The sequence below is a fragment of the Flavobacterium faecale genome, assembly GCF_048320115.1.
GTDB classification, from domain to species: Bacteria; Bacteroidota; Bacteroidia; order Flavobacteriales; family Flavobacteriaceae; genus Flavobacterium; species Flavobacterium faecale_A.
Genome location: NZ_CP182943.1, coordinates 2,376,388 through 2,397,982, shown reverse-complemented (window position 1 = coordinate 2,397,982; position 21,595 = coordinate 2,376,388). Strand labels below are relative to the sequence as shown.

Sequence of the window (21,595 nt, the reverse complement as noted above, 5' to 3'; positions counted from 1 at the left end):
GGAGATTCCTCCTCCGTCGGAAAGACAAACTAGAAGTTTACAGACTAAGAACTTAAAGTGCTTTATAACTTACTTTATACTCTACTTTCGGTTTCACAATCAATTGGTATTTGTTTTTCTCCAATTGGGTAACCGTTCCCGAATTGGTTTTTGGCTTACTTTTACTTTCAATAATCAATTTTCCTTCACCTTCAGACGCTTTCACTTGGATTTCCGATTTGCTTACATGTAAAGCCACTTCGCCTTTTGGTGTTGGCACTTTTCCTTCCATCCATTGTAATCCACCTAAGTTTGGTTTGATTTCGTATTGCGTATAACCTGGAGCAGTTGGTTTTACACCCAAATAATATTTCCCTAACAAATAAATTGGGCTAGAACCCCAAGCGTGGCAAAGACTTTTTCCGTAAGGACGTCCGTACATGGCTAAATGTTCGGTGCCTTTTTTATTGGGATTGTATTCTTCCCAGAACGAAGTCGCGCCTTCTTTTAGCATGCCCCCCCAGTAATCTTTCATTTCTTTTAACACATAATCCTGTTCGCCCATAGCACACAAGGCTTCCAATTCGTAGAAACGCATGTAGGGTGTTGTGATTTTAAGAATATCATTATTGAGCAACACCTTTTTCTTGATGCTTTGTTTTTGTTCTTCATCAAAATAATTGAAGAAAATACCGAACATATTCGCATATCGGGTTACAACATCTTGTATTTTGCCGTCGATACGTTGGTGCTTCATGACATTTTCTTTTTTATCCCAAAACACCTCAAATAATTTTGTTTTTAAATCAGACGCTAATTTTTGATACTTTTTTTGATCATCGGTTTCACCAGCAATTTCAGCACTAACTGCCATAGCTTCTATACTTCTGGCTAAAAGCATTTGCTCAAAACTCACTTCGCCTGTTTTGGGTAATCCATCAGCCCAATCGATAAAAACCCAATCGCCCTCTAATGGCTCTAAGAATCCATTTTTGTTTCTTCTTTCTAAACAGAATTCCATCAAGGATTTCATTCGAGGATAAAACGTTTCGATAAATTTTGTATCGCCTGTATGCAAATAGTAATCGTAAACACCCACAAACCAATATAAGGAATAATCCATGATGATATTGATATGCGCCGTTACCGGTTCTTTACCACGAAGTGCCAACAGTGTTCGTTCCACAGAAGCTGAGTCAAAGAACAAATAATAATTCATTAAATAACTTTGATAAGCGTCGCCAGACCAAACCCAGCGGTCACGTTTTATTCCGTCGATAAAAAATTCACGGGAGGTTAAATGCATGGTGTAAGCCGACACATCCCAAATTTGATTCAATTGTTCATCCGAAGATTTGAATGCACCCCGATAATCCAATGGCAAATATTCATACAACATCGAAATCGAATCGTATTTTACCGTTGCATCTGCCTGTACCTGGACATAACGAAATGCTTTCGAGCCATTATGTGTGTAGGTTTCAGGTTGGTTTCCATCAAAAGATAAATGATCTAAGGTTTCGCATTTGGTTGTATCCAAAGCTTCCTCACGAGATTCACCATAATATAGTGCTAGTTTCCCTTTTCCTTTTAAACCGTGAATTTTGATATATCCAAAGGTTTCTTTGCCAAAATCTACCAACTTGCCATTTCCTATTTTTTCTGTTTTTTTGGCGTTCCAAGGTGTAGTTGTTAATTTAAACTCAGAAGGTTTAGTCTCTGGTGCATCAAAATTCCAAGAACCCACAGGCACCCAAGGCGTACCAGATTGTTGGGCTTTACCATTTTCATCAATCCATAGTTTGTCTTCATTGGTTACCTTCCAAGAAGCATCCGATTTAACGTATTTGCCTTCAATATAAATTGCGGGCAAAACTTCCTGATTATAGACTTTAAAGGAAATTTTATGTTTTCCGGCAGGAATTTTTAATGATTTTGGCTGGCCGTAAATTTGGACTCCGTCCAATAGCAACTGAAAAGGGCCTTCTGTATAGATTTTCACCTCGTCTGGTTGTGGAATATCGACTTCGGTCTGAAAAGTGACCAAGGCATACGGACTGTAATATTGCCAAAGCGGAGGAAATACGGCTTCGCGTTCGGTACGTCTTACCTGCATTTTATTGCTTAACCAAATTTCAAAATCACCTGGATACCAAATCCAAGTGGCTTTGCTTTCCTTTAATTGTGTTTGTCCAAAGCTTGAAAAACCTTGCAATAAAAAACCAATTACAAAAACAATAAGCCAAATATTTTTTACTAAAGAAAATGTTTTTTTCATATTCAATTTAAAGTTAATGTCCATTAAAAATAAGGTAAAGTGCTGTCATAACCAAAGTTAAAAGCCCCCATAATATTTTGACCTGTCTGTCGGGTTTAGCCGCAGGATTAATTCGCAATAAGGTTTGATGGTCTTTTTGTCCTGCTTTATCAGTAATTGTAATAATATAAGCCAACACAGAAAGTCCCACAAAAATGTAAAATGACAACAGCAAGAAATGCGGCCAATGATAAACTTGATTTGGGAAAACCCATAAGAAAAAAACTCCTGTTCCTAAACTAATAACTGTTCCTAAAGTTAACACTAAATTAGCAGCTCTAGTAGTGGTTTTGTTCCAAAGTACACCAAACAAAAATACAACCGACATAGGCGGAGCAATAAATCCTAAAACCGATTGAAAAATATCAAAAAGATTCAATCCTTTGATGCTATCAATACCTAATGTGATGAAAATGGATAATAAAGATCCAAATAAAACTACGAGTCTTCCTGTTTTTACAATCGTTTTTTGAGAAGCTTCAGGTTGGTATTTTTTCACATAAATATCCATTGTAAAAACGGTACTCAACGAGTTCAGAGCCGAACCAATCGTGCTTATTAATGCGGCAATCAAAACCACAATAATTAACCCTCTTAATCCTGCTGGAAAAAGCTGAGTAACCATCGTCATATAGGCTTCATCAGGATTTTTTAATTCTGGAAAAAGAACAAAACAAACGATTCCGGGCAAGATGAATAAAGGCACATCTAGGATTTTAAGCCATCCGATAAAGTTGGCTCCCAATTGTCCTTCTTTCAAACTCTTAGCACCCAAAATGGATTGTACCATCGATTGATCGGTACACCAAAACCAAACGCCCATAATAGGGTATCCTAATAAAATAGCAATCCAAGGATAATTTTCATCATCAGCCGGAAGTAGTAAATTCCAGTAAGTTCCGGGTGTTTGCGTATAAATAGCTTCTAATCCGCCTGCTTTATGAACGCCCATCACAACTAACAATAAAGAAACGCCAATCAACAAAAGCATCTGAAAAACATTGGTATAAGCAATCGCTTTTAATCCTCCTGCTGCCGCAAAAAATCCAGACAAAATCACCATTAAAATCACTGAGAGATACATTGGTAAATCCAATAATTGTTTGACCAAAACACCACCGGCAAATAAAGTCAAGGACAACCACGAAATTAAAATGGTAATCAAAGTGTACCAAGCCAGAATGTTTCGGGTGGAATCGCCAAAACGTTTCCCCATAAACTCAGGTAAGGTTAAGACTTTGGCACCTAAATATCTTGGCGAAAAAACCACTGCCAAAAGCAATATAAAGATAAAAGCGTACCAAGCAAAATTTCCTGCTACAATCCCTGTGGTAAAGCCCACACTGGCCGACGCAATCAGCATCGAAGGTCCAACATTCGTTCCCCACATATTCAAACCAATACTTGTCCAACCCAAAGTATTTCCAGCTAAGAATAGGTTTTCATCTGATTTTTTATTTTTTACAAATGAGATATAATACCCAAAAGCAATTAATACTAATAGATAACCTATGATAACAATATAATCTACGGGTTCTAAAAAACTACTGATTTGATTCATATTCGGTTCTTTATTGAGGGATATTAAATTCGGCTAAAACAGACGCTACTTTTACAGGAAGTCCCGTTTGTAAGCTTCTATCCATTGCTTGTAATAAAGCTACGGTTCCAATACCTTCTTTCATATTAGGATAGGCTTCAATACCTTGCTCGATGCAATCAGCAAAATATTCTAAATAATTTTGGTATTCTCCTGCATGGTGACTTTGCCCTTCAAAACGGAAATAATATTTTAAAGTAGCATCACCCCAAGTAATGATTTTCTCTTCGCCTGTTTTGTCAGTAATGGCATAACGCAATTCGTGATAATCTGCTTGACTCGCTCCATCTGTCGCTCTCAAAATAGTACTCATGCCACTATCTCTTTGTGCGGGTTGAGTTGGCGAAGTATATACTCCACTTACACGGGCAATTCTTCCGTCAGTAGCTTTGAAAATAAAGTGCATTGTATCTTCATTTTTCAATCCTGCTTTGCTTCCGTTACTACTAATCATTCCGTAGCCCATTACCTCTTCAATGTTTGGTAAGTACCAACGTATAAAATCAACGGGATGACTTAAACCACCGTACAACCATTTAAAAGAGTGTTGTAAGGACCATTCTTTTTCCAAAAACCATCGGTGATCGGCGTGATAATGCGCTTCAATCGTAATTAAATCTCCTATTAAACCCGCTTCAAAATCGGCTCTTTGTCTTTTGGCTGGTTCGAAAAAACGAGAACTTTGACCGATAAAAACCTTTTTTCCTGTTTTTTCACTTAACGCCAACAACTCATTAGCAACCGAAAGGTCATCAATAAAAGGTTTGGTGCAAATCACATGTTTTCCGTGTAATAACGCTTGTTTCACATGCTCTGCATGTAAATGATCTGGCGTGTATATCGCAACGCAATCGATTACATTGTTCGTTAATAAATCAGCGTAATTGGTGGTAAAAGAATGAAAATCAAATTCTCTTGCTCTCTGCTTACACAATTCTTCATTTCTATCACAGACCGCAACTAATTCAACCTTATCGCTTTTTAAAGCGGCTGACATGGTGCTACGTCCCTCTCCGAGTCCTAAAATGGCTATTTTTAACATTTATTCGTATTTTAAATTGTTTTGCCACGAATTCACTAATTATTTCTTTTAATTTTTGTCGTTACTATTCCACTAATTCAAATAGAAATTCGTGAGATTGTAACCAAAAAATATTTGTATCATTCGTGAATTCGTGGCTTGATTTTTATTTTATGTTTTTCAAGAAAATCCAGGTTTCTCCCGGTTTTGTTCCTTCAATTCCTGTTTGGTATTTTTTCATTAAGGCATTCCAGTCGTCCACACGTGGATTATTTTTAGTTGTTTTCGGATTTAATTTATCGAAATTTTCCCCTTTTGGAATACTGATGACCAACATCAATTGTCTTCCGTTTTTAAAAACTTGTAATTGTTGAAAGTCGGCGTTACAAAATCCTTTAGCAATTTCGGGCCATTTTTCGAATTGAGTCTTATGATAATCAACGTATTCTTTTTGCATTTTGGGATCTTCAACTAAATTGGCTGTTAATACAATATTCTCCCATTCGGATGCTGGTTTTGATTCCTTACATCTTTCAAAATTTTGGAAATCATAAACTGGATTTTCATAGATTTTAATTTCTAAATTCGGAAACGCTAAACCTAATTTTCTTTTAGTGCGTTCAGGCTGATTCATCAAACCATAAATAACCAAATGATTTTCCCATTGGTATAATTCTTCGCCTACGATTCGGAAACCTTTGACAGTGGATTTGATTTTTTCAATATCAAAATCTTTCCCTATTAATTCAATCGCTACTGCTTTTGGCATTTCTTGCAATCCCCAACTAGCGTCAACGACCACTTCTTTTTTTAAGTGGGAATATGGTGCACGAATACCTGCATTATCCTTAATCTTAGTACTTACAAATTGATTGTTGTCTTGCCAAAGATTCCCTTGAGGACCATTATTGTTTTTTAGTGTTTTCTGAATTGGAATCCAGTTATTTTTGATGGTAAAACCCTGACTTCCTTCATCAGTATATAAATACAACCACAAAAATGGGTCATGGGCATACGGACTATTATAGACTTTGTCAATATAATTCTCTTCAATGCAACTGTTCGGTTGAGATGAAAGCGTGTAAATTCCTGCAACGTCATGTAAATGTTTGGCATAATGATGAATTTTGTTGCCAATGATAACGTTGTTTTTCATTACATTTTCAGTGTGCGTCCAGCCCCAACCCATTGAAATTCCACTGTAAGCTACATCCGAAATTTCGTTGTGCTCGATAGTCAAATTCTTTACAAATCCAGCCGCAACTCCTACGCATCCCCAATCTTCATTGGCCACATTAGTAATCAAATTATCAGCGATTAACTCATCTGAACAAACGACTCTTTCGTCTTTTACAGTATAAGGCAAATGCGCTTCGAAAGCTTCTTCTGAGAAAACCCCTAAATTAATTCCGTTTCCCCCAATGTCTTTGAATAGATTTCCTTTAACAGTATTATGATGCGTTCCTTTATTCAAATCTAAACCTGTAGAGGACAAATGCTCAAAACGACAACTTTCAAACCATAGATTATTTGCGTAATTTACTTCAACCGCTGCTCTTGGTCTTCCTACCCAAGCTTGATTTTCAAGACTAGCCTGATTAGGAGTTCCTGGTATTTTTAATTTATATGCATCTAATAAATACATTCCAGCCTGCAACGGCACATGCCCCTGTTGTGAAGGGCGTAACCAATTGCTATATTCAAAAGAAATCCCTTTGAAATTAAAATGATGTACGGGTGTATCTAAAGTTCCTTGAACTTGTACCAAATTTTCCAATACGGGCACTATTACTTTGGCTGTAGCCAAATTTTCACCCGCTCTAGGAATATAATAGATTTTCCCTTTTTTCTTATCCAAATACCATTCACCCGCTTCATTCAACATCGAAAGTCCGTTGTTTAAATAAAATGCCGAGTTCCCATTGTTTTTTGAAATCCAAGGTGCTGGCCAAGGATGCTCGCTTTGAATTCGGCTTTCTGGTTGTTCGAATGACAATCTTGCACTGTCTTTAACTACCTCGATATTTTTGATACGAAGATTGGCAATTGCCCACCATTGCACAATAAACATTTCCATTCCAGGTTCAAAACGAATGGATTTGTCTTTATAAGGAATCCAACAAGTTTCCGTGGCTGCGTCCCACGAAAGAATTCTATCCATTTCATTACCAGCCGTACTTTTGGCTCTTACTGCTTTTTTTCCATTGACCCACAACTGACGGTAATTGATAAATTCACCTGCTTTGGTTGGCGCATCGGCTACCCAAACGATTCCCTTTTTCAAACCATTGATTCCTACTTCAGAGGGTTTCCAATTGGTAATCTCCATTCCTCCTGTTAGAATAGGCTTTGCATTGATATCTGCTATAATAGTTGTAGGACTATCTGCCGTTCCTGAATCTTCAGGTCTAATAAACAAAGGTTCATTCAAATGATAAGTTCCATCCATAACAATGATACGAATCCCGTCTTTGATAGAAGCATCTTTCAAGCGACGCAATTCTCTCGCTTTTCTGACAGCCATTTGAACTGTTGCTAACGGACTTGTTTTCGTACCCACATTAGCATCATTCCCTTTAGTGGAAACCCATATTTCGGCTGCATTCACAGAAAATAGTGCCCCAAAAAAGAGGATAAAAGCAATTAGAATCTTTTTTAAATTAAAATGCATTTTGTTGTATTTTTCACAAGATGTTAAATAGCTGACTTTTATTAAAATCTTGTATTCATAAATTTTAAAAATGGATACACTACTACATACTCCAAAAATGTATCCTAATCCAATAAACAAGGTAAAAAGTTATGAAACAAAAGTTCCCTGATATATATATTTTTCTAAAATATAGTAATAACCACCTTATTATAAATCTAATTTGTAAAACGAATTTGCGTTTTCAAACCAAACTTTATTTTGTTCTTCAATAGAAAATTGCGACATATATTGCTCGTGTGTCTGCACTACTTCTGAATAATCCGCGGCCAGATTACACACGGGCCAATCTGAACCGAACATCAGACGATTTGGCGTGAAATTTTCAAAAACCACATCCAGATAGGGTTTTAAATCTTGAAAATTCCTTGAATTCCAGTCGGCTTCCGTAACCATTCCAGATACTTTGCAAACCACATTAGGGGCTTTAGCAATTTCCTGAATATTCCTTTTCCATGACTCGATTTCAGCCGACTTGATATTGGGTTTTGCGATATGGTCAATGACAAATTTTTGTTCCGGAAAACGATTTACCAAATCGATAGCCGCTGGCAATTGCCGATGAAAAATGAGAATATCATACGTGAAATCAAACGCGCCCAAAGCCGAAATTCCTTTTCTAAAATCATTCCGCAACATAAAGTCATCCGCTTCGGCCTGTACCACATGTCGAAATCCCTTGATGATTTTGTTTGGAGAAAAATACTGTAATCTTTCTGAAATGTTCTCAACGCGCAAATCAACCCAACCCACTACACCTTTAATAAAATCATTCTTTGAAGCCAAGTCAACCAAAAATTTGGTTTGTTCTTCTGATTGATGTGCCTCCACAGCGACACAGCCTTGAAATTGATTCTCGGTCAACAGCGGCAACAAATCATCTGGCAAAAAATCCTTTTGGATTTTTTGCATCGATTCATCAATCCAACTGTCCCTGACTGGGTCGAATTTCCAAAAATGCTGATGCGAATCAATTCTTTTCATAGCCTTAATTTACATCACTGATTAAAGCACGGTCTAGGTGTACGTAACCGCCATCTACAAACACAAATTGCCCTGTGGTATGCGAAGAGCGGCTTGAAATTATAAAGAGTGCGACATCCGCGATTTCTTCCGTTTTTGTCATTCGGGATTCAAACGGAATACTTTTGTTTATTTTTTTCAAAACTGTTTCGCCATCTGGAACTGTTTTAATCCAATCTTCGTAAGCAGGCGTATAACATTCGGCAATAATAATAGCATTGGAACGAATTCCAAACTGAATCAAATCGACTGCCCATTCTCTAGTCAATCCCAGAACTCCTCCTTTTGCCGCAGCATATCCAGAAGTTCCTCCCTGACCCGTTAATGCCACTTTGGAACCTATGTTTAAAATATTTCCTTTTGATTCCTTCAAATATGGAAGTGCAAATTTTACCAACAAGAAGTAACTCACTACATTCAATTTTAAGGAATCCATAAATCCCTCGTAAGTTGCATCTAAACCGGCACCATCATTCACACCCACATTATTAATTACAGCATCAATTCTGCCATACTTTGTAACAATTTCAGCAACTGCTTTTTCCATCGCCACTGGATCTGTTACATCTGTTTGCACAAACAACGAATCAATTCCTCTATTTTGTAAAGCCTCGGCATAACCAAATCCTCTGCTGTTTCTGTCAACAAGAGCCGGAATAGCTCCCTCATCTGCCAATCGGTTGATGATAGTCTCTCCAATGCTTCCTTCTTTCCCGGCCGAACCTGAAACTACTACTATCTTCCCTTTTAAATTCAAATCCATAATTTTTATTTTTTAGGATTAGTTCAATTCTATTAATGCTTTGATGGTATTATTTTTTGGATCAATCCACTTCTCAAATTCAGAAATCATATCCAAAAAATTTGCTCTATGTGTGATGAATTTTTTAGGATCAATTTTACCTGCTTTTAAACATTGCATTACATATTCAAAATCTTCTGTAGTAGCATTACGGCTACTCATTAGAGTGGATTCTCTTTTGTGGAAATCAGGATGACTGAAACTCAATTCTCCTTTTTGTAATCCAACCAAAACAAAACGACCACCGTGCGAAATATAATTGAAAGCACCGTTCATTACTTTTTGATTTCCAGTCGCATCAATAACAACATTGGCCATATCGCCATCTGTTAATTCTGCCAAACGTGTCGCCACATCTTCATTCAGTGGGTTGATTGTTTCATCCGCCTGCAATGCTTCTTTACAAAAATTCAATCGGTAATCATTGATATCCATCACGATTACTTTAGCACCTTCTATTTTAGCAAATTGTATCAATCCCAATCCGATTGGTCCTGCTCCCATTACTAAAACAGTATCAGTGGCTTTAACTGCTGCCCTACGCACACCGTGAGCCGCAATAGCCAATGGTTCTACCAAAGCCAATTCATCAAAATTCAAACCTTGACCGTGTAATAAATATTGTTCTGGAATCGTTACATATTCAGCCATACCACCATCGATATGCACTCCAAAAACTTTAATATTTGCACAACAATTGCTTAATTCATTTCGACAAGCCACACATTCGCCACAACTGAAATACGGAATAAAAGTTACTTTATCTCCCGGTTGAAACCCTTTGGCATTTCCTTTTACATATTCGGCAGCTAATTCGTGCCCTAAAATTCGTGGGTATTCAAAATAGGGTTGTGTTCCGCCAAATGCATGAATATCAGTTCCACATACGCCAATCCTTCTAATTTTCAAAAGTGCTTCTCCTTCTTTAGGTTCTGGCATCGGTTTCTCTTTGATAAGAAACTCTTGTGGTTTTTTGCAAACAATATATTTCATTCTATTTAGAATACGCTTTAGCTACTTGTTTACTTGAACCCAAACCTTCCATTCCTAACTCAATTACATCACCTGGTTTGATATAAATAGGATCTGGTTTGATTCCTAAACCAACTCCTGGAGGCGTTCCCGTACTGATGATATCACCTGGCATTAAGGTCATGAACTGACTTAGGTAATGCACTAAATAAGGAATTTTGAAAACTAAGTTCAATGTATTACTGTTTTGGAATTTCTTTCCATTTACAGTCAACCACATTGGCAAATTGTTTACATCTGCAATTTCATCTTGGGTTGCCAAGAAGGGGCCAAGAGGCGCAAACGTATCGCAACCTTTTCCTTTTGCCCATTGTCCTCCCATTTCAATTTGGAATGCTCTTTCGCTATAATCATTTAGCAAAGCATAACCAGCCACATAATCTAATGCCTCTGCTTCTTCCACATAGCTTGCTTTTTTACCAACCACAAATGCTAATTCGATTTCCCAATCCGTTTTTTCACTATTTTTTGGGATAATCAAATCGTCATTTGGTCCACATAGTGAAGTCGTAGATTTGAAAAAAATAATTGGTTCTGATGGAATTGGCGCACCTGTTTCATGACAGTGGTCTACATAATTCAGACCAATACAAATAATCTTAGAAGGTCTAGCTACTGGAGAACCCAAACGTACCTCAGCGTCAACTTCTGGCAAAGTAGGATTACTTTCCAAAGCCTTTTTTAATTTTTCTAAACCATTTTCATCAAAAAATGCTTCGTTATAATCAGAGACAAGAGAAGACACATCATATCTCTTTTCTCCAATTAGCACTCCTGGTTTTTCTTTACCTATTGCTCCAAAACGTATTAATTTCATTTTTTGTTTTTTTTAAAGTTACTAAGTTGCTGAGATGCTGAATTAATTAAGATAAAAAACTTAGAAACTCAGCAACTCTTTTCTAATTATTTAATTTTATAAATCCACCATCAATTGGGTAATCTGAACCCGTTATAAAACCAGCTTCATCACTACATAAAAATAATGCTAATGCAGCTACTTCATCTGGTTTCCCCATTCGTCCGATAGGTTGTGATAGTGATAATTTTTCGAATATCTCAGCTTCTTTTCCTGGGTAATTTTCATTAATAAAGCCATCTACAAACGATGTGTGTACTCGGGCTGGTGAAATTGAATTACATCGAATTCCCTCATTGATATAATCTTTAGCGACAGACAAAGTCATTGCCATCACTGCTCCTTTGGCAGTTGAGTAAGCAAAACGGTCAGGAATTCCAACCCACGAAGCGATAGAAGCTAAATTCAAAATCACGCCTCCATTTGACTTACGGAATTGCGGGATTGCAGCATACAAACAATTGTAAACTCCTTTTACATTGACATCCATCACTCTGTCAAAATCAGATTCCGAAGTGGTATCTACCTTTCCAACATGCGCTATCCCAGCATTATTAACTAGAATATGAATATTGTCTATTTTGGTAAAAATGTCTATAACTTCTTTGTGATTGGCAACATTACAAGCGTAGGAAATTACTTTTCCTCCTGATTTTTGAATCTCATCAACGGCATCTTGAGCACTTTCGATTGTTAAATCTAAAAGATGTACCTCAGCACCTTGCTTGGCAAACAAAGTAGCTATGGCTCTTCCAATACCACTACCTCCTCCTGTTACTACCGCTTTTTTATTTTGCAATGAAAACATATCTATATTCTAAAATTAATTTTACTTATTTAGCTCTAATGCTGCCAAGATAAACGGCCCTGTTACTTTTGGGTCATTGTCTTTTCTTCTTTCGTTTATATAATACTCATAAGAACCATCACGGTACGGATTTCCTCCAAGCCCTGCTACAGCACAAGCATTGGTAATCACAATTTGACCATCAGTATGGACAGTAATATATTTAGAAGTCAGACCGTTGAAAGCCTTTTTAGCACTTTTCTTAAATTTTTTAGGCAAATATCCTTTGTTCACCCCTTTAGCAAATGCATAAGCAAACATTGAAGTTCCAGAAGTTTCCAAATAATTCCCTTCTCTTCCTCCCATATCAGTCACTTGATACCATAAACCTGAGGCATCTTGAAATTTAACCAAAGCATTAGCTAGATCATTCAGATAGCCAATCAATACCTTTTTATTAGGATGATTTTCTGGAAAAAAATCCAACACATCAACTAAAGCCATGGCGTACCACCCCATTGACCTTGACCAAAAATTTGGAGAAGTTCCTGTAGTTTTATCTGCCCATGGCATCTTCTTGTTTTCGTCCCAAGCATGATATAGCAACCCAGTTTTGTAATCGATTGCATTTAATTGTATAAATTCAAATTGCTTGGCTACATCGTTCAAATTTTTACCATTTTCAAAAACTGTGGTGTATTGTGCATAAAATGGAGAACCCATATACAAACCGTCTAACCACATTTGGTTTGGGTATATTTTTTTATGCCAAAAACCACCACTTGCCGTACGCGGTTGTTCCTCTAATTGCTTTCTCAAAGTTTGCATCGCAATTAGATAGCGCTTATCCTGAGTCTTGTTATATAAATCAAATAACAATCGTCCAGCCACAATATTATCTATATTAAAGGATTCAAATTGATAGGTTTTTATCCCTCCCTCACTATCAATTAAATCGTCTGCATATTGCTTGATGTAGGTAGCGTATTTTTCGTCCTTTTTTTCTTTATATAATTGTTCAAAAGCATACAATACTAATCCGTGTACATAATCCCAATGCGGCGCTTTGGCATCATCAATATTATACGAATTAGGATGGCTTTTCATCAGTGTCAAAGCCATTCGTTCTGACCACTTCAATTGATTTGATATTTCTAAAACATTTTTTTCATGACTCAAATTAGTTTGCGCAATTCCTTGATTAAATGACAATATCAGAATTAGCACACTTAACAGCGGAGTAAAAAAATTTGTTTGAACTGTACTTTTCATTCTAAAAATTTAAAATATTTTACATGAATGGATCCTTCATTTTTATTTAAAAAATAATAAATGTATAAATCACATTTACAAATGTAGAAATTAAAAATCAATTTCCGATATATATTTTTAAAATCATAGGGTAAAAATAAAAGTATCATAAAAAATTATCTCTTTTTTTGTACAATTTCTAACTAAAAGTAGATTAGTTTCTCTTTTTCTAAAAAAAATACTCCTATTACCCTTTGCTTTAGAATCTTATTTTTACATTTGTAAATGTAAAAAATACATTTATTAAATACTACCAAATAAAATGAAGATACTTAAAGGCATCACATGGAACCATACTCGCGGCTTGTTACCCATGGTAGCTACTGCACAACGCTTTTCAGAACTCCATCCTGGAATAGAGATTCAGTGGGAGAAAAGAAGTTTACAAGAATTTGCTGATGCGTCGATAGAAACTTTGTCTAAAAAGTTTGATTTAATGGTCATTGACCATCCTTGGACGGGTTTTGGGGCGAAGACAAAAAACATTTTACCTTTATCAGATTATTTATCTCCTGAATACATTCAAGACCAAAAAGTCAATACGGTAGGTTGTTCCTATGAAAGTTATGTTTTTGACAATAAACTTTGGGCCTTACCCATTGATGCAGCTACTCCAGTAGCGTCAGCACGACTCGACCTACTAGAAAAAAAAGGTTTACAAGTTCCTAAAACTTATGATGATTTATTGGCTTTGGCCAAAAAAGGATTAGTAGCCTTTGCTGGAATTCCTGTCGATTCTTTAATGACCTTTTATTCGTATTGCTGTAGTATGGGTGAAGCGCCGTTTCTTTCTAAAGAAAAAGTAATCTCAGAAGAAATTGGAACCAAAGCTTTGCAAATGCATAGAGAACTAGCACAATTAATAGATCCAGCTAATTTTGATCGAAACCCAATTCAAGTGTATGAGCAAATGGTCAACACAGACCAGATAGCCTATTGTCCTTTTGCCTATGGATACTCTAATTATTCGAGAGAAGGATATAGCCGAAAACTATTGCATTTTTATGATTTAGTGGCATTAAACGGAAATCCGATGATTAGCTCATTGGGCGGTACAGGATTAGCCGTTTCATCCTATTCCTCATTTCAAAAAGAAGCGTTGGCCTATGCAGAATTTACAGGTTCATCTCAGGTTCAGCAAACTATTTTTGCCGACAATGGCGGACAGCCGGGGCATTTACAGGCTTGGAAAAACGACCGAATCAACGCATTGACTCACGATTATTTCAAAAACACTTTGCCTGCCTTGGAAAGAGCCTTCTTACGTCCAAGATATGCGGGACATATGTACTTTCAAGATCATGCAGGTGATCTGGTTCGGGACTATTTAATGAATGGTGGGAACGAAACCGAAGTTTTAAGAGCCATGAATACCCTTTATAAAAAGTCTTTAAACTTATAAAAAATGAAACCACTTGAAGGATTAATTGTCTTAGAATTTTGCCAATTTTTAGCAGGACCTTCTGCGGGATTAAAATTAGCCGATTTAGGAGCGAGAGTCATTAAAATTGAGCGTCCAATAAAAGGGGAAGCTTGTCGACAGTTGAGCATCAAAGACCTTTTTGTGGACGAAAGTAGTTTACTTTTTCATACTATTAACCGAAATAAAGAATCTTTTGCAGCCGATTTAAAAAATCCTTCCGACTTAATTTTAGTTCAAAAACTAATTGCCAAAGCCGATATCATAACGCACAATTTCCGCCCTGGAGTGATGGAAAAAATAGGATTGACATTTGCAGAAACACTAAAGATAAATCCTAAAATCATTTATGGTACCATCACTGGTTATGGAGATAAAGGACCATGGGCAAATAAACCGGGGCAAGATTTATTGCTACAATCGCTGTCTGGCTTGAGTTGGTTAAGTGGTACCAAAAATCAAGGTCCCGTCCCTTTTGGTTTGGCTGTTGCCGATTTGATGTGTGGCAACCACTTTGTACAAGGCATCCTAGCCGCGTTACTCAAAAGAGCCAAAACAGGAAAAGGTGTTTTGGTCGAAGTGAGTTTGCTCGAATCCATACTTGATGTGCAATTTGAAGCGATTACTACCTTCTTAAACGATGGCGGACAATTACCCGAACGAGGCAATGTAAACGGAAGCGCACATGCTTTTTTGAGCGCCCCTTATGGAGTCTATCCTACTCAAAATGGACATCTAGCTTTAGCCATGGGAGATTTACTTTTTATAGGAAGTGTATTGGAAATTGATTTCAAAAAATATGCCGATAAACAACAATGGTTTGATGCTCGTGATGAAATTAGAACACTTATTACCAATCGATTGATTCGACATACAACCGAGCATTGGTTAGCACTTTTACAAAAAAAAGGGATTTGGTGTGAAAAAATATTGAATTACAACGACCTCAATATACTACCATTTGTACGTGATTTGAAACTGAAACAAACGGTCAAAAACGCAGCTGGTAAAACCATGGTAACTACTCGAAACCCTATTCAGTTGGACGGTAAAATACTTGTAAGTACCAAACCCGCACCTAAAGTAGGTGCAGATAATAAAAAGATACAGAAAGAATTTATTTGTTGATTTACTTATTTTTTGAATGGTATTTAGTTTGGCTAAAAACAAAAAATATTTTTCAATCTGCATCTCACGATTAAACAGTTAAACGATTAAACAGTTAAACAATAACATGAAACCACTTGAAGATTATATAATTGTAGATTTCAGTCAGTTCCTCTCGGGACCATCGGCAAGTTTGCGTTTGGCGGATTTAGGTGCTCGTGTCATCAAAATTGAAAAACCTAATACAGGTGATATTTGCCGTACATTATATACTTCTGATTTGATTATGAATGGAGAATCATCTGTTTTTCATACCATCAACAGAAACAAAGAATCGTTTGCTATTGATTTTAAACAACCTCATGAACTTGAAAAATTAAAAAAATTATTAGCCAAAGCCGATGTCGTTATGCACAACTTTAGACCCGGGGTTATGGAACGCGTGGGATTAAGTTATGAAGAAGTCAAAAAAATAAACCCAACGGTAGTCTATGCCTCCATTTCGGGCTATGGCAATCATCCAGATTTGAAGGATTTACCCGGACAAGATTTGCTTTTACAATCGCTTACGGCTTTGACTTGGTTGAGTGGTAATCAAGAAGATGGCCCAGTTCCTATGGGATTGTCTATTGTGGATATGCTAGCTGGAGCCCATTTGGCACAAGGAATTTTAGCCGCTTTGTACCGTAAAGTAACCCAAAATATAGGTGCAAAAGTTGAAATCAGCATGCTGGAATCATCTTTTGATTTTCAGTTTGAAACGTTGACCACTTATTTTAATGATGGTGGCGAATTGCCAGTGCGAACCAAATCCAACAATGCACATGCTTATTTGGGTGCACCTTATGGAATTTATCAAACTAAAAATGGGTATTTGGCTTTAGCCATGGGCTCGATTCCTGTTTTAGCTTCCCTCCTACAATGTGATGCATTATTACAATTTCCTGAAAATAAATTTGATTTAAGAGACGACATCAAGAATATTTTGGCAAAACATCTTCAAACAAAAAATAACGAGCATTGGTTAAACCTATTAGAACCTGCCGATATTTGGTGTGCCAAAGTTTTAAACTATCAAGAATTGTTTACCGAAGAAGGTTTTCGAGTTTTAGATTTTACTCAAAAAGTACAGATGCTAGACGGTTATAACTATGAAACCACTAGATGTCCAATCAAAATAGATGGGGAATGTTTTACTTCTACCAAAGGTTCACCAAAATTGGGACAAGACAACGACCAAATTACTAAAGAATTTAACCTCTAGCTATGGAAAAAATAAGAATCGCTGTTCGAAAATTTGAACCTTTTGAAACTACTCTTCAAAAGCTATGGAATTTATTTTGTCAAAGAAACAATCTCAGTATTGAAGCCGAAATGATTCCGATGGAATTACACGATTTGTATGAAGAAACCATTACTAATGAAGGATTAAAAAACGGTGATTGGGATATTGCCGATATCAACACCGACTGGATATTAGAGGCAGCTAATGAAAAAGCAGTTGTTGATTTAACTTCTTTAATCGAAAAAAAAGCACCCCAAAATTACCCTGAAGGTTGGCATCAGTCGCTATTGCATTTGCAGCAAATCGACGGAAAAACCTTTGGGTTGCCATTTCATGACGGGCCAGAATGTTTGATTTATCGAAAAGACTTGTTCGAAAATACCATTGAAAAAGAAAATTTCCAAAAGCAGTTTGGCTACGAATTGCATCCGCCAAAAACGTGGGAGCAGTTTACCCAAATTGCTACTTTTTTTAACCGACCAGATGAAAATTTATACGGTTGTGTGTTTGCCAATTATCCTGATGGTCACAATATGGTTTTTGATTTTTGTCTGCAATTGTGGACTCGCAGGGGGTCGTTATTAAATGCACAAAATCGAATTAGCATTAATCATCCTGAAGCAGTACAGGCTTTGGATTATTATCGAAAAATAGTCAACAATCCAGAAACTACGCATCCGAAATCCAAGCAATTTGATTCGGTTGAAGCAGGCATGGCTTTCGCCAAAGGAGAAGCAGCTTTGACTATTAATTGGTTTGGATTTGCTTCGATGTGCGAAGTGATTAAAGAATCCAAAGTAAAAGGCAAGGTAGATATTACTTATTTACCTCACGATAGGCATTGTAATACAGCATCTTTGAACGTGTATTGGTTGTACACGATTGGAACAGGAAGCAAACACCAGCAACTGGCTTATGATTTTTTACGTTTTGCCATTACTCCTGAATCAGATGCTCTGTTGACGCAAGAAGGCGGAATAGGTTGTAGAAAATCAACTTGGAACCATCCTGAAATCAATGCCTCCATTCCATTTTATCACAAACTGGAAATGTTACACGAAAACGCTTTGACCTTACCTCAAACACCGCATTGGCCAAAAGTGGCTGAATTGATTGACCAAATGGTATTAAAGGCCATCAATTCTGATATTTCATCACAAGAACTTTTAAAAACGACCCAACTATTGATTAACCAAATAAATTCAATCTAAACACTGACTTTAAAAAAGTTAAATGTTAGCGATTATAAAATATTTAAATATGCAAATACAGTATAAACCTGAATTACCCCAAACCCAACAACCCATTGTCATCATAGGAGCCAGCGGTATCGTAAAAGATGCGCATTTGCCTGCTTATAAAATGGCCGGATTTGAAGTTTTTGGAATTACCAATAGAACGCGAGCCAAAGCTGAAGCAATGGCTGAAGAATATGGAATTCCACATGTGTTTGAAAACCTAGCTGAAGCTGTAAAAAAAGCTCCAGATAATGCAGTATATGACATTACCGTTTTACCTGAGCAGTACATTGAAATACTAGAGCAATTGCCTGATGGTGCTGCGGTTTTGATTCAAAAACCGATGGGAAATGATTTGGTCGAAGCCAAAGGAATCCTAGAGGTCTGCGAAAGAAAAAAACTGGTAGGAGCCATTAATTTCCAATTGCGTTTTGCCTCGTTTGTCGCCGCTGCAAGACATTTGATTTCGGAAGGAATTATTGGTGAATTGTATGACATGGAAGTCAAAGTCACGGTAAACACCCCTTGGGAATTATTTCCATTGATTAAAGTGCATCCGCGATTGGAAATATTGTTCCACTCAGTACATTATATAGATTGCATCCGCTCGTTTGTAGGGAACCCTACATCCGTTTTAGCTAAGACTTGGAAACATCCCTTAAAAGATTTGTCTTCTTGCCGTTCTACAATCATTATGGATTATGGCGATACAATGCGTGCGGTAATCAACACCAATCACGACCATCATTTTGGTTCGCAACATGAGGAAAGCTACATCAAATGGGAAGGCACCAAAGGCGCTATCAAGGCCAAAATGGGATTACTAATGAATTATCCCGCAGGTTTAGAAGACGTTTTTGAGTATGCTGTTGCTAATGCCGAAGGAAAATACGAATGGAGAAAAATAGTGCTAGAAGGTTCTTGGTTTCCTGAAGCTTTTGTAGGCACGATGGCAAATTTAATGCGTTACAAAGAAGGGTCAGACACTGTTTTGCATACTAGCGTGCAAGACGTGGTGGACACAATGAAAGTAGTAGAAGCCTGCTACCGAAGTAATACTCACGCTGGAATTCCACTAAACGAATTCTAATACCGACTGCCTGCGTTAACGATTGAAGCGGCATCCTTTTTATTTTGTCCTTCGACAAGCTCAGGATGACAAAATAAAAAGATACAGCGGAAAGCGTGTTAAAACGCCCAAATAGAATAGTCTAAAAACGAAAATCATAAAGGAAAAATATACTTGACTTTATGACTTTTAACTTATAACCTTTAATTAAAAAACATGTATTTTAAATCCACTTTTTTTGAAGATTACCAGCTCCATGACAAACGTATCACATTGGGGAGAACGATAACCGAAACCGATTTTGTAGTTCATGCTGGACATACGGGTGATTTTTTTCCGCACCATATGGACGAAGAATGGTGTAAAACCCAACCTTTTGGACAACGAATTGCACATGGAACAATGATTTTTGCCATCGGTATTGGCTTGACCGCCTCTGAAATTAATCCTGAAGCTTTTTCGAAAGGTTATGACCGCATGCGATTTGTAAAACCGGTTCACATCGGGGATACAATCCATTCGGAAATTACGATTTCAGAAAAAGGGGAAGCCAAAAAACCTGAAATGGGAACGGTGACAGAACATGTAGAAATCATCAACCAAAGAGGAGAAGTAGTACTTGTATGTGACCATTTATTGCTCGTTAAAAAGAAAATCTAATCCAAACAAACTGTTATTATGCAAGTTACTAACCAAATGGGAGACACTCACGAAGTGGCTACAGAACAAGGCAAAAGATCCAATTATCTGTTGCCTTTTATCCTTATTACCAGTTTGTTTTTCCTATGGGGAATGGCTCACAATCTGGATTCCATTTTAATTCCACACCTTAAAAAAGCCTGTGAATTAAATAACCGACAATCGACGTTGATTGATACAGCTGTGTTTTTTGCATACTTCATCATGGCAATTCCTGCCGGGATGTTAATCAAGCGTTTTGGGTATAAAAACAGTATCATCACGGGGCTATTAGTTTTTGCATCAGGTGCTTTTCTATTTGTTCCCGCCGCTAATACTAGAACATATGAATTGTTCTTGTTTGCCTTATTTGTGATCGGGTGTGGCTTGACGATTTTAGAAACGAGTGCCAATCCGTATGCAGCTATTTTAGGACCAGCAGAATCCTCTTCCAAACGATTGAATTTAGCAGCTTCTTTTAACGGCTTAGCAGCAATGGTCGCTCCTATTGTTGGCTCTATGTTTATTTTATCGGGAAAGAGTTTTACGCCTATGCAAATGGACGCCATGCCAGATGCTACAAGAGCTGCCTATTTACTAGAAGAGGCCTCGGCGGTAAAACTGCCTTACATCATTTTAGGAACAGTCTTGGTTTTGGTAGCCATCTTATTTTATTTCATGCACTTGCCTTCAATGAAACCAGCACATACTGAAATAGAAATCAAGCCAGGTTTCTTTTCTGTTTTACGATTTTCGCATTTGAGCTGGGCGGTTGTGGCACAATTTTTCTATGTGGGAGCACAAGTATGTGTGACGAGTTTCTTTATCCGAATCGCACAACAAGGCGCTGGACTGGATGAAAAAACGGCAGGATATTACCTTGGAATTTATGGTTTCTTGTTCATGGCAGGACGCTTTATAGGGACTTTCTTTTTGCGTTTTGTAAAAGATAACATTTTGCTATCTATCTATTGCCTTATCAGTATTGTTTTGTGTGTAATCGCTATTTACGGAAGTGGTATTGAAGTAATTTATGCCCTTGGTGGGTTAGGATTTTTTATGTCGATTATGTTCCCTACCATTTTCTCTTTGGGATTAGTAGGCTTACAATCGAATACAGAGACGGGTTCATCATGGTTAGTCATGTCCATTGTAGGTGGGGCAATTCTTCCTTACGGAATGGGAACTTTGATTGATATGAAACACGATGATATCCAGTCTGGGTATATTATTCCGCTAGTGTGTTTTGTGATTATTCTGTATTTTGGGATGGTTGGCCATAAGCTGAAAGAAACCAGAAATTCCTAGCACTAGATTAATAGATATCTTTGACTAATCGCTAATTTTAAAAGCAGAAAAC

At 37.0% G+C, this 21,595-nt stretch carries 17 protein-coding genes; 7 read left to right on the top strand and 10 right to left on the bottom strand.

Translation table 11 applies throughout. The features are described from left to right. Window positions 1–52: 52 nt before the first annotated feature. The 10 genes from ACNH59_RS10155 to ACNH59_RS10110 all read right to left on the bottom strand — a co-directional run bounded on the left by ACNH59_RS10155 (window position 53) and on the right by ACNH59_RS10110 (window position 13,399). Window positions 53–2,257, bottom strand: a complete 2,205-nt coding sequence (locus tag ACNH59_RS10155) for an alpha-rhamnosidase (RefSeq protein ID WP_418262433.1) — start codon at window positions 2,255–2,257, stop codon at window positions 53–55. Between the two features lie 13 nt (window positions 2,258–2,270). Next, window positions 2,271–3,857, bottom strand: a complete 1,587-nt coding sequence (locus ACNH59_RS10150; RefSeq protein ID WP_418262432.1) for a sodium:solute symporter family transporter — start codon at window positions 3,855–3,857, stop codon at window positions 2,271–2,273. A 10-nt stretch (window positions 3,858–3,867) separates the two neighbouring features. After that, window positions 3,868–4,938: a Gfo/Idh/MocA family protein gene (locus tag ACNH59_RS10145; RefSeq protein ID WP_418262431.1), complete on the bottom strand. Its 1,071-nt coding sequence runs from the start codon at window positions 4,936–4,938 to the stop codon at window positions 3,868–3,870. A gap of 145 nt (window positions 4,939–5,083) precedes the next feature. After that, window positions 5,084–7,588: an L-rhamnose mutarotase gene (locus tag ACNH59_RS10140; RefSeq protein ID WP_418262430.1), complete on the bottom strand. Its 2,505-nt coding sequence runs from the start codon at window positions 7,586–7,588 to the stop codon at window positions 5,084–5,086. A gap of 189 nt (window positions 7,589–7,777) precedes the next feature. Next, the gene (locus ACNH59_RS10135) at window positions 7,778–8,611 is read right to left on the bottom strand and encodes an amidohydrolase family protein (RefSeq protein WP_418262429.1); all 834 of its coding nucleotides are present in this window, start codon (window positions 8,609–8,611) and stop codon (window positions 7,778–7,780) included. Between the two features lie 4 nt (window positions 8,612–8,615). Further along, complete coding sequence (locus ACNH59_RS10130) at window positions 8,616–9,413, bottom strand: SDR family oxidoreductase (protein ID WP_418262428.1); 798 nt, start codon at window positions 9,411–9,413, stop codon at window positions 8,616–8,618. An 18-nt stretch (window positions 9,414–9,431) separates the two neighbouring features. Beyond that, the gene (locus ACNH59_RS10125) at window positions 9,432–10,445 is read right to left on the bottom strand and encodes a zinc-binding alcohol dehydrogenase family protein (RefSeq protein ID WP_418262427.1); all 1,014 of its coding nucleotides are present in this window, start codon (window positions 10,443–10,445) and stop codon (window positions 9,432–9,434) included. A gap of 1 nt (window position 10,446) precedes the next feature. After that, window positions 10,447–11,301 carry a fumarylacetoacetate hydrolase family protein gene (locus ACNH59_RS10120; protein WP_418262426.1) on the bottom strand — a complete coding sequence of 285 codons (855 nt, stop codon included), beginning with the start codon at window positions 11,299–11,301 and terminating at the stop codon, window positions 10,447–10,449. Between the two features lie 82 nt (window positions 11,302–11,383). Further along, the gene (locus ACNH59_RS10115; protein ID WP_418262425.1) at window positions 11,384–12,148 is read right to left on the bottom strand and encodes an SDR family NAD(P)-dependent oxidoreductase; all 765 of its coding nucleotides are present in this window, start codon (window positions 12,146–12,148) and stop codon (window positions 11,384–11,386) included. 21 nt (window positions 12,149–12,169) lie between these two features. Then, on the bottom strand, window positions 12,170–13,399 hold the full coding sequence (locus ACNH59_RS10110; RefSeq protein WP_418262424.1) for a glycoside hydrolase family 88/105 protein: 1,230 nt from the start codon (window positions 13,397–13,399) through the stop codon (window positions 12,170–12,172). A 301-nt stretch (window positions 13,400–13,700) separates the two neighbouring features. Here ACNH59_RS10110 and ACNH59_RS10105 point away from each other — a divergent pair, with 301 nt between their 5' ends. The 7 genes from ACNH59_RS10105 (at window position 13,701) to fucP (ending at window position 21,543) form a co-directional block, all read left to right on the top strand. After that, the gene (locus ACNH59_RS10105; RefSeq protein ID WP_418262423.1) at window positions 13,701–14,840 is read left to right on the top strand and encodes an ABC transporter substrate-binding protein; all 1,140 of its coding nucleotides are present in this window, start codon (window positions 13,701–13,703) and stop codon (window positions 14,838–14,840) included. Window positions 14,841–14,843: 3 nt separating this feature from the next. Then, on the top strand, window positions 14,844–15,986 hold the full coding sequence (locus ACNH59_RS10100) for a CaiB/BaiF CoA transferase family protein (RefSeq protein ID WP_418262422.1): 1,143 nt from the start codon (window positions 14,844–14,846) through the stop codon (window positions 15,984–15,986). 106 nt (window positions 15,987–16,092) lie between these two features. After that, complete coding sequence (locus ACNH59_RS10095) at window positions 16,093–17,229, top strand: CaiB/BaiF CoA transferase family protein (protein WP_418262421.1); 1,137 nt, start codon at window positions 16,093–16,095, stop codon at window positions 17,227–17,229. Between the two features lie 2 nt (window positions 17,230–17,231). Further along, a complete protein-coding gene (locus ACNH59_RS10090) occupies window positions 17,232–18,461 on the top strand; it encodes an extracellular solute-binding protein (RefSeq protein WP_418262420.1) in 1,230 nt (409 codons plus the stop codon). Window positions 18,462–18,510: 49 nt separating this feature from the next. Next, window positions 18,511–19,578, top strand: coding sequence for a Gfo/Idh/MocA family protein (locus ACNH59_RS10085; RefSeq protein WP_418262419.1), 1,068 nt, complete (start codon window positions 18,511–18,513; stop codon window positions 19,576–19,578). Window positions 19,579–19,773: 195 nt separating this feature from the next. Beyond that, window positions 19,774–20,217, top strand: a complete 444-nt coding sequence (locus tag ACNH59_RS10080) for a MaoC/PaaZ C-terminal domain-containing protein (protein WP_418262418.1) — start codon at window positions 19,774–19,776, stop codon at window positions 20,215–20,217. 18 nt (window positions 20,218–20,235) lie between these two features. Beyond that, window positions 20,236–21,543: an L-fucose:H+ symporter permease gene (gene fucP, locus ACNH59_RS10075; RefSeq protein WP_418262417.1), complete on the top strand. Its 1,308-nt coding sequence runs from the start codon at window positions 20,236–20,238 to the stop codon at window positions 21,541–21,543. The last annotated feature ends 52 nt before the right edge of the window (window positions 21,544–21,595 follow it).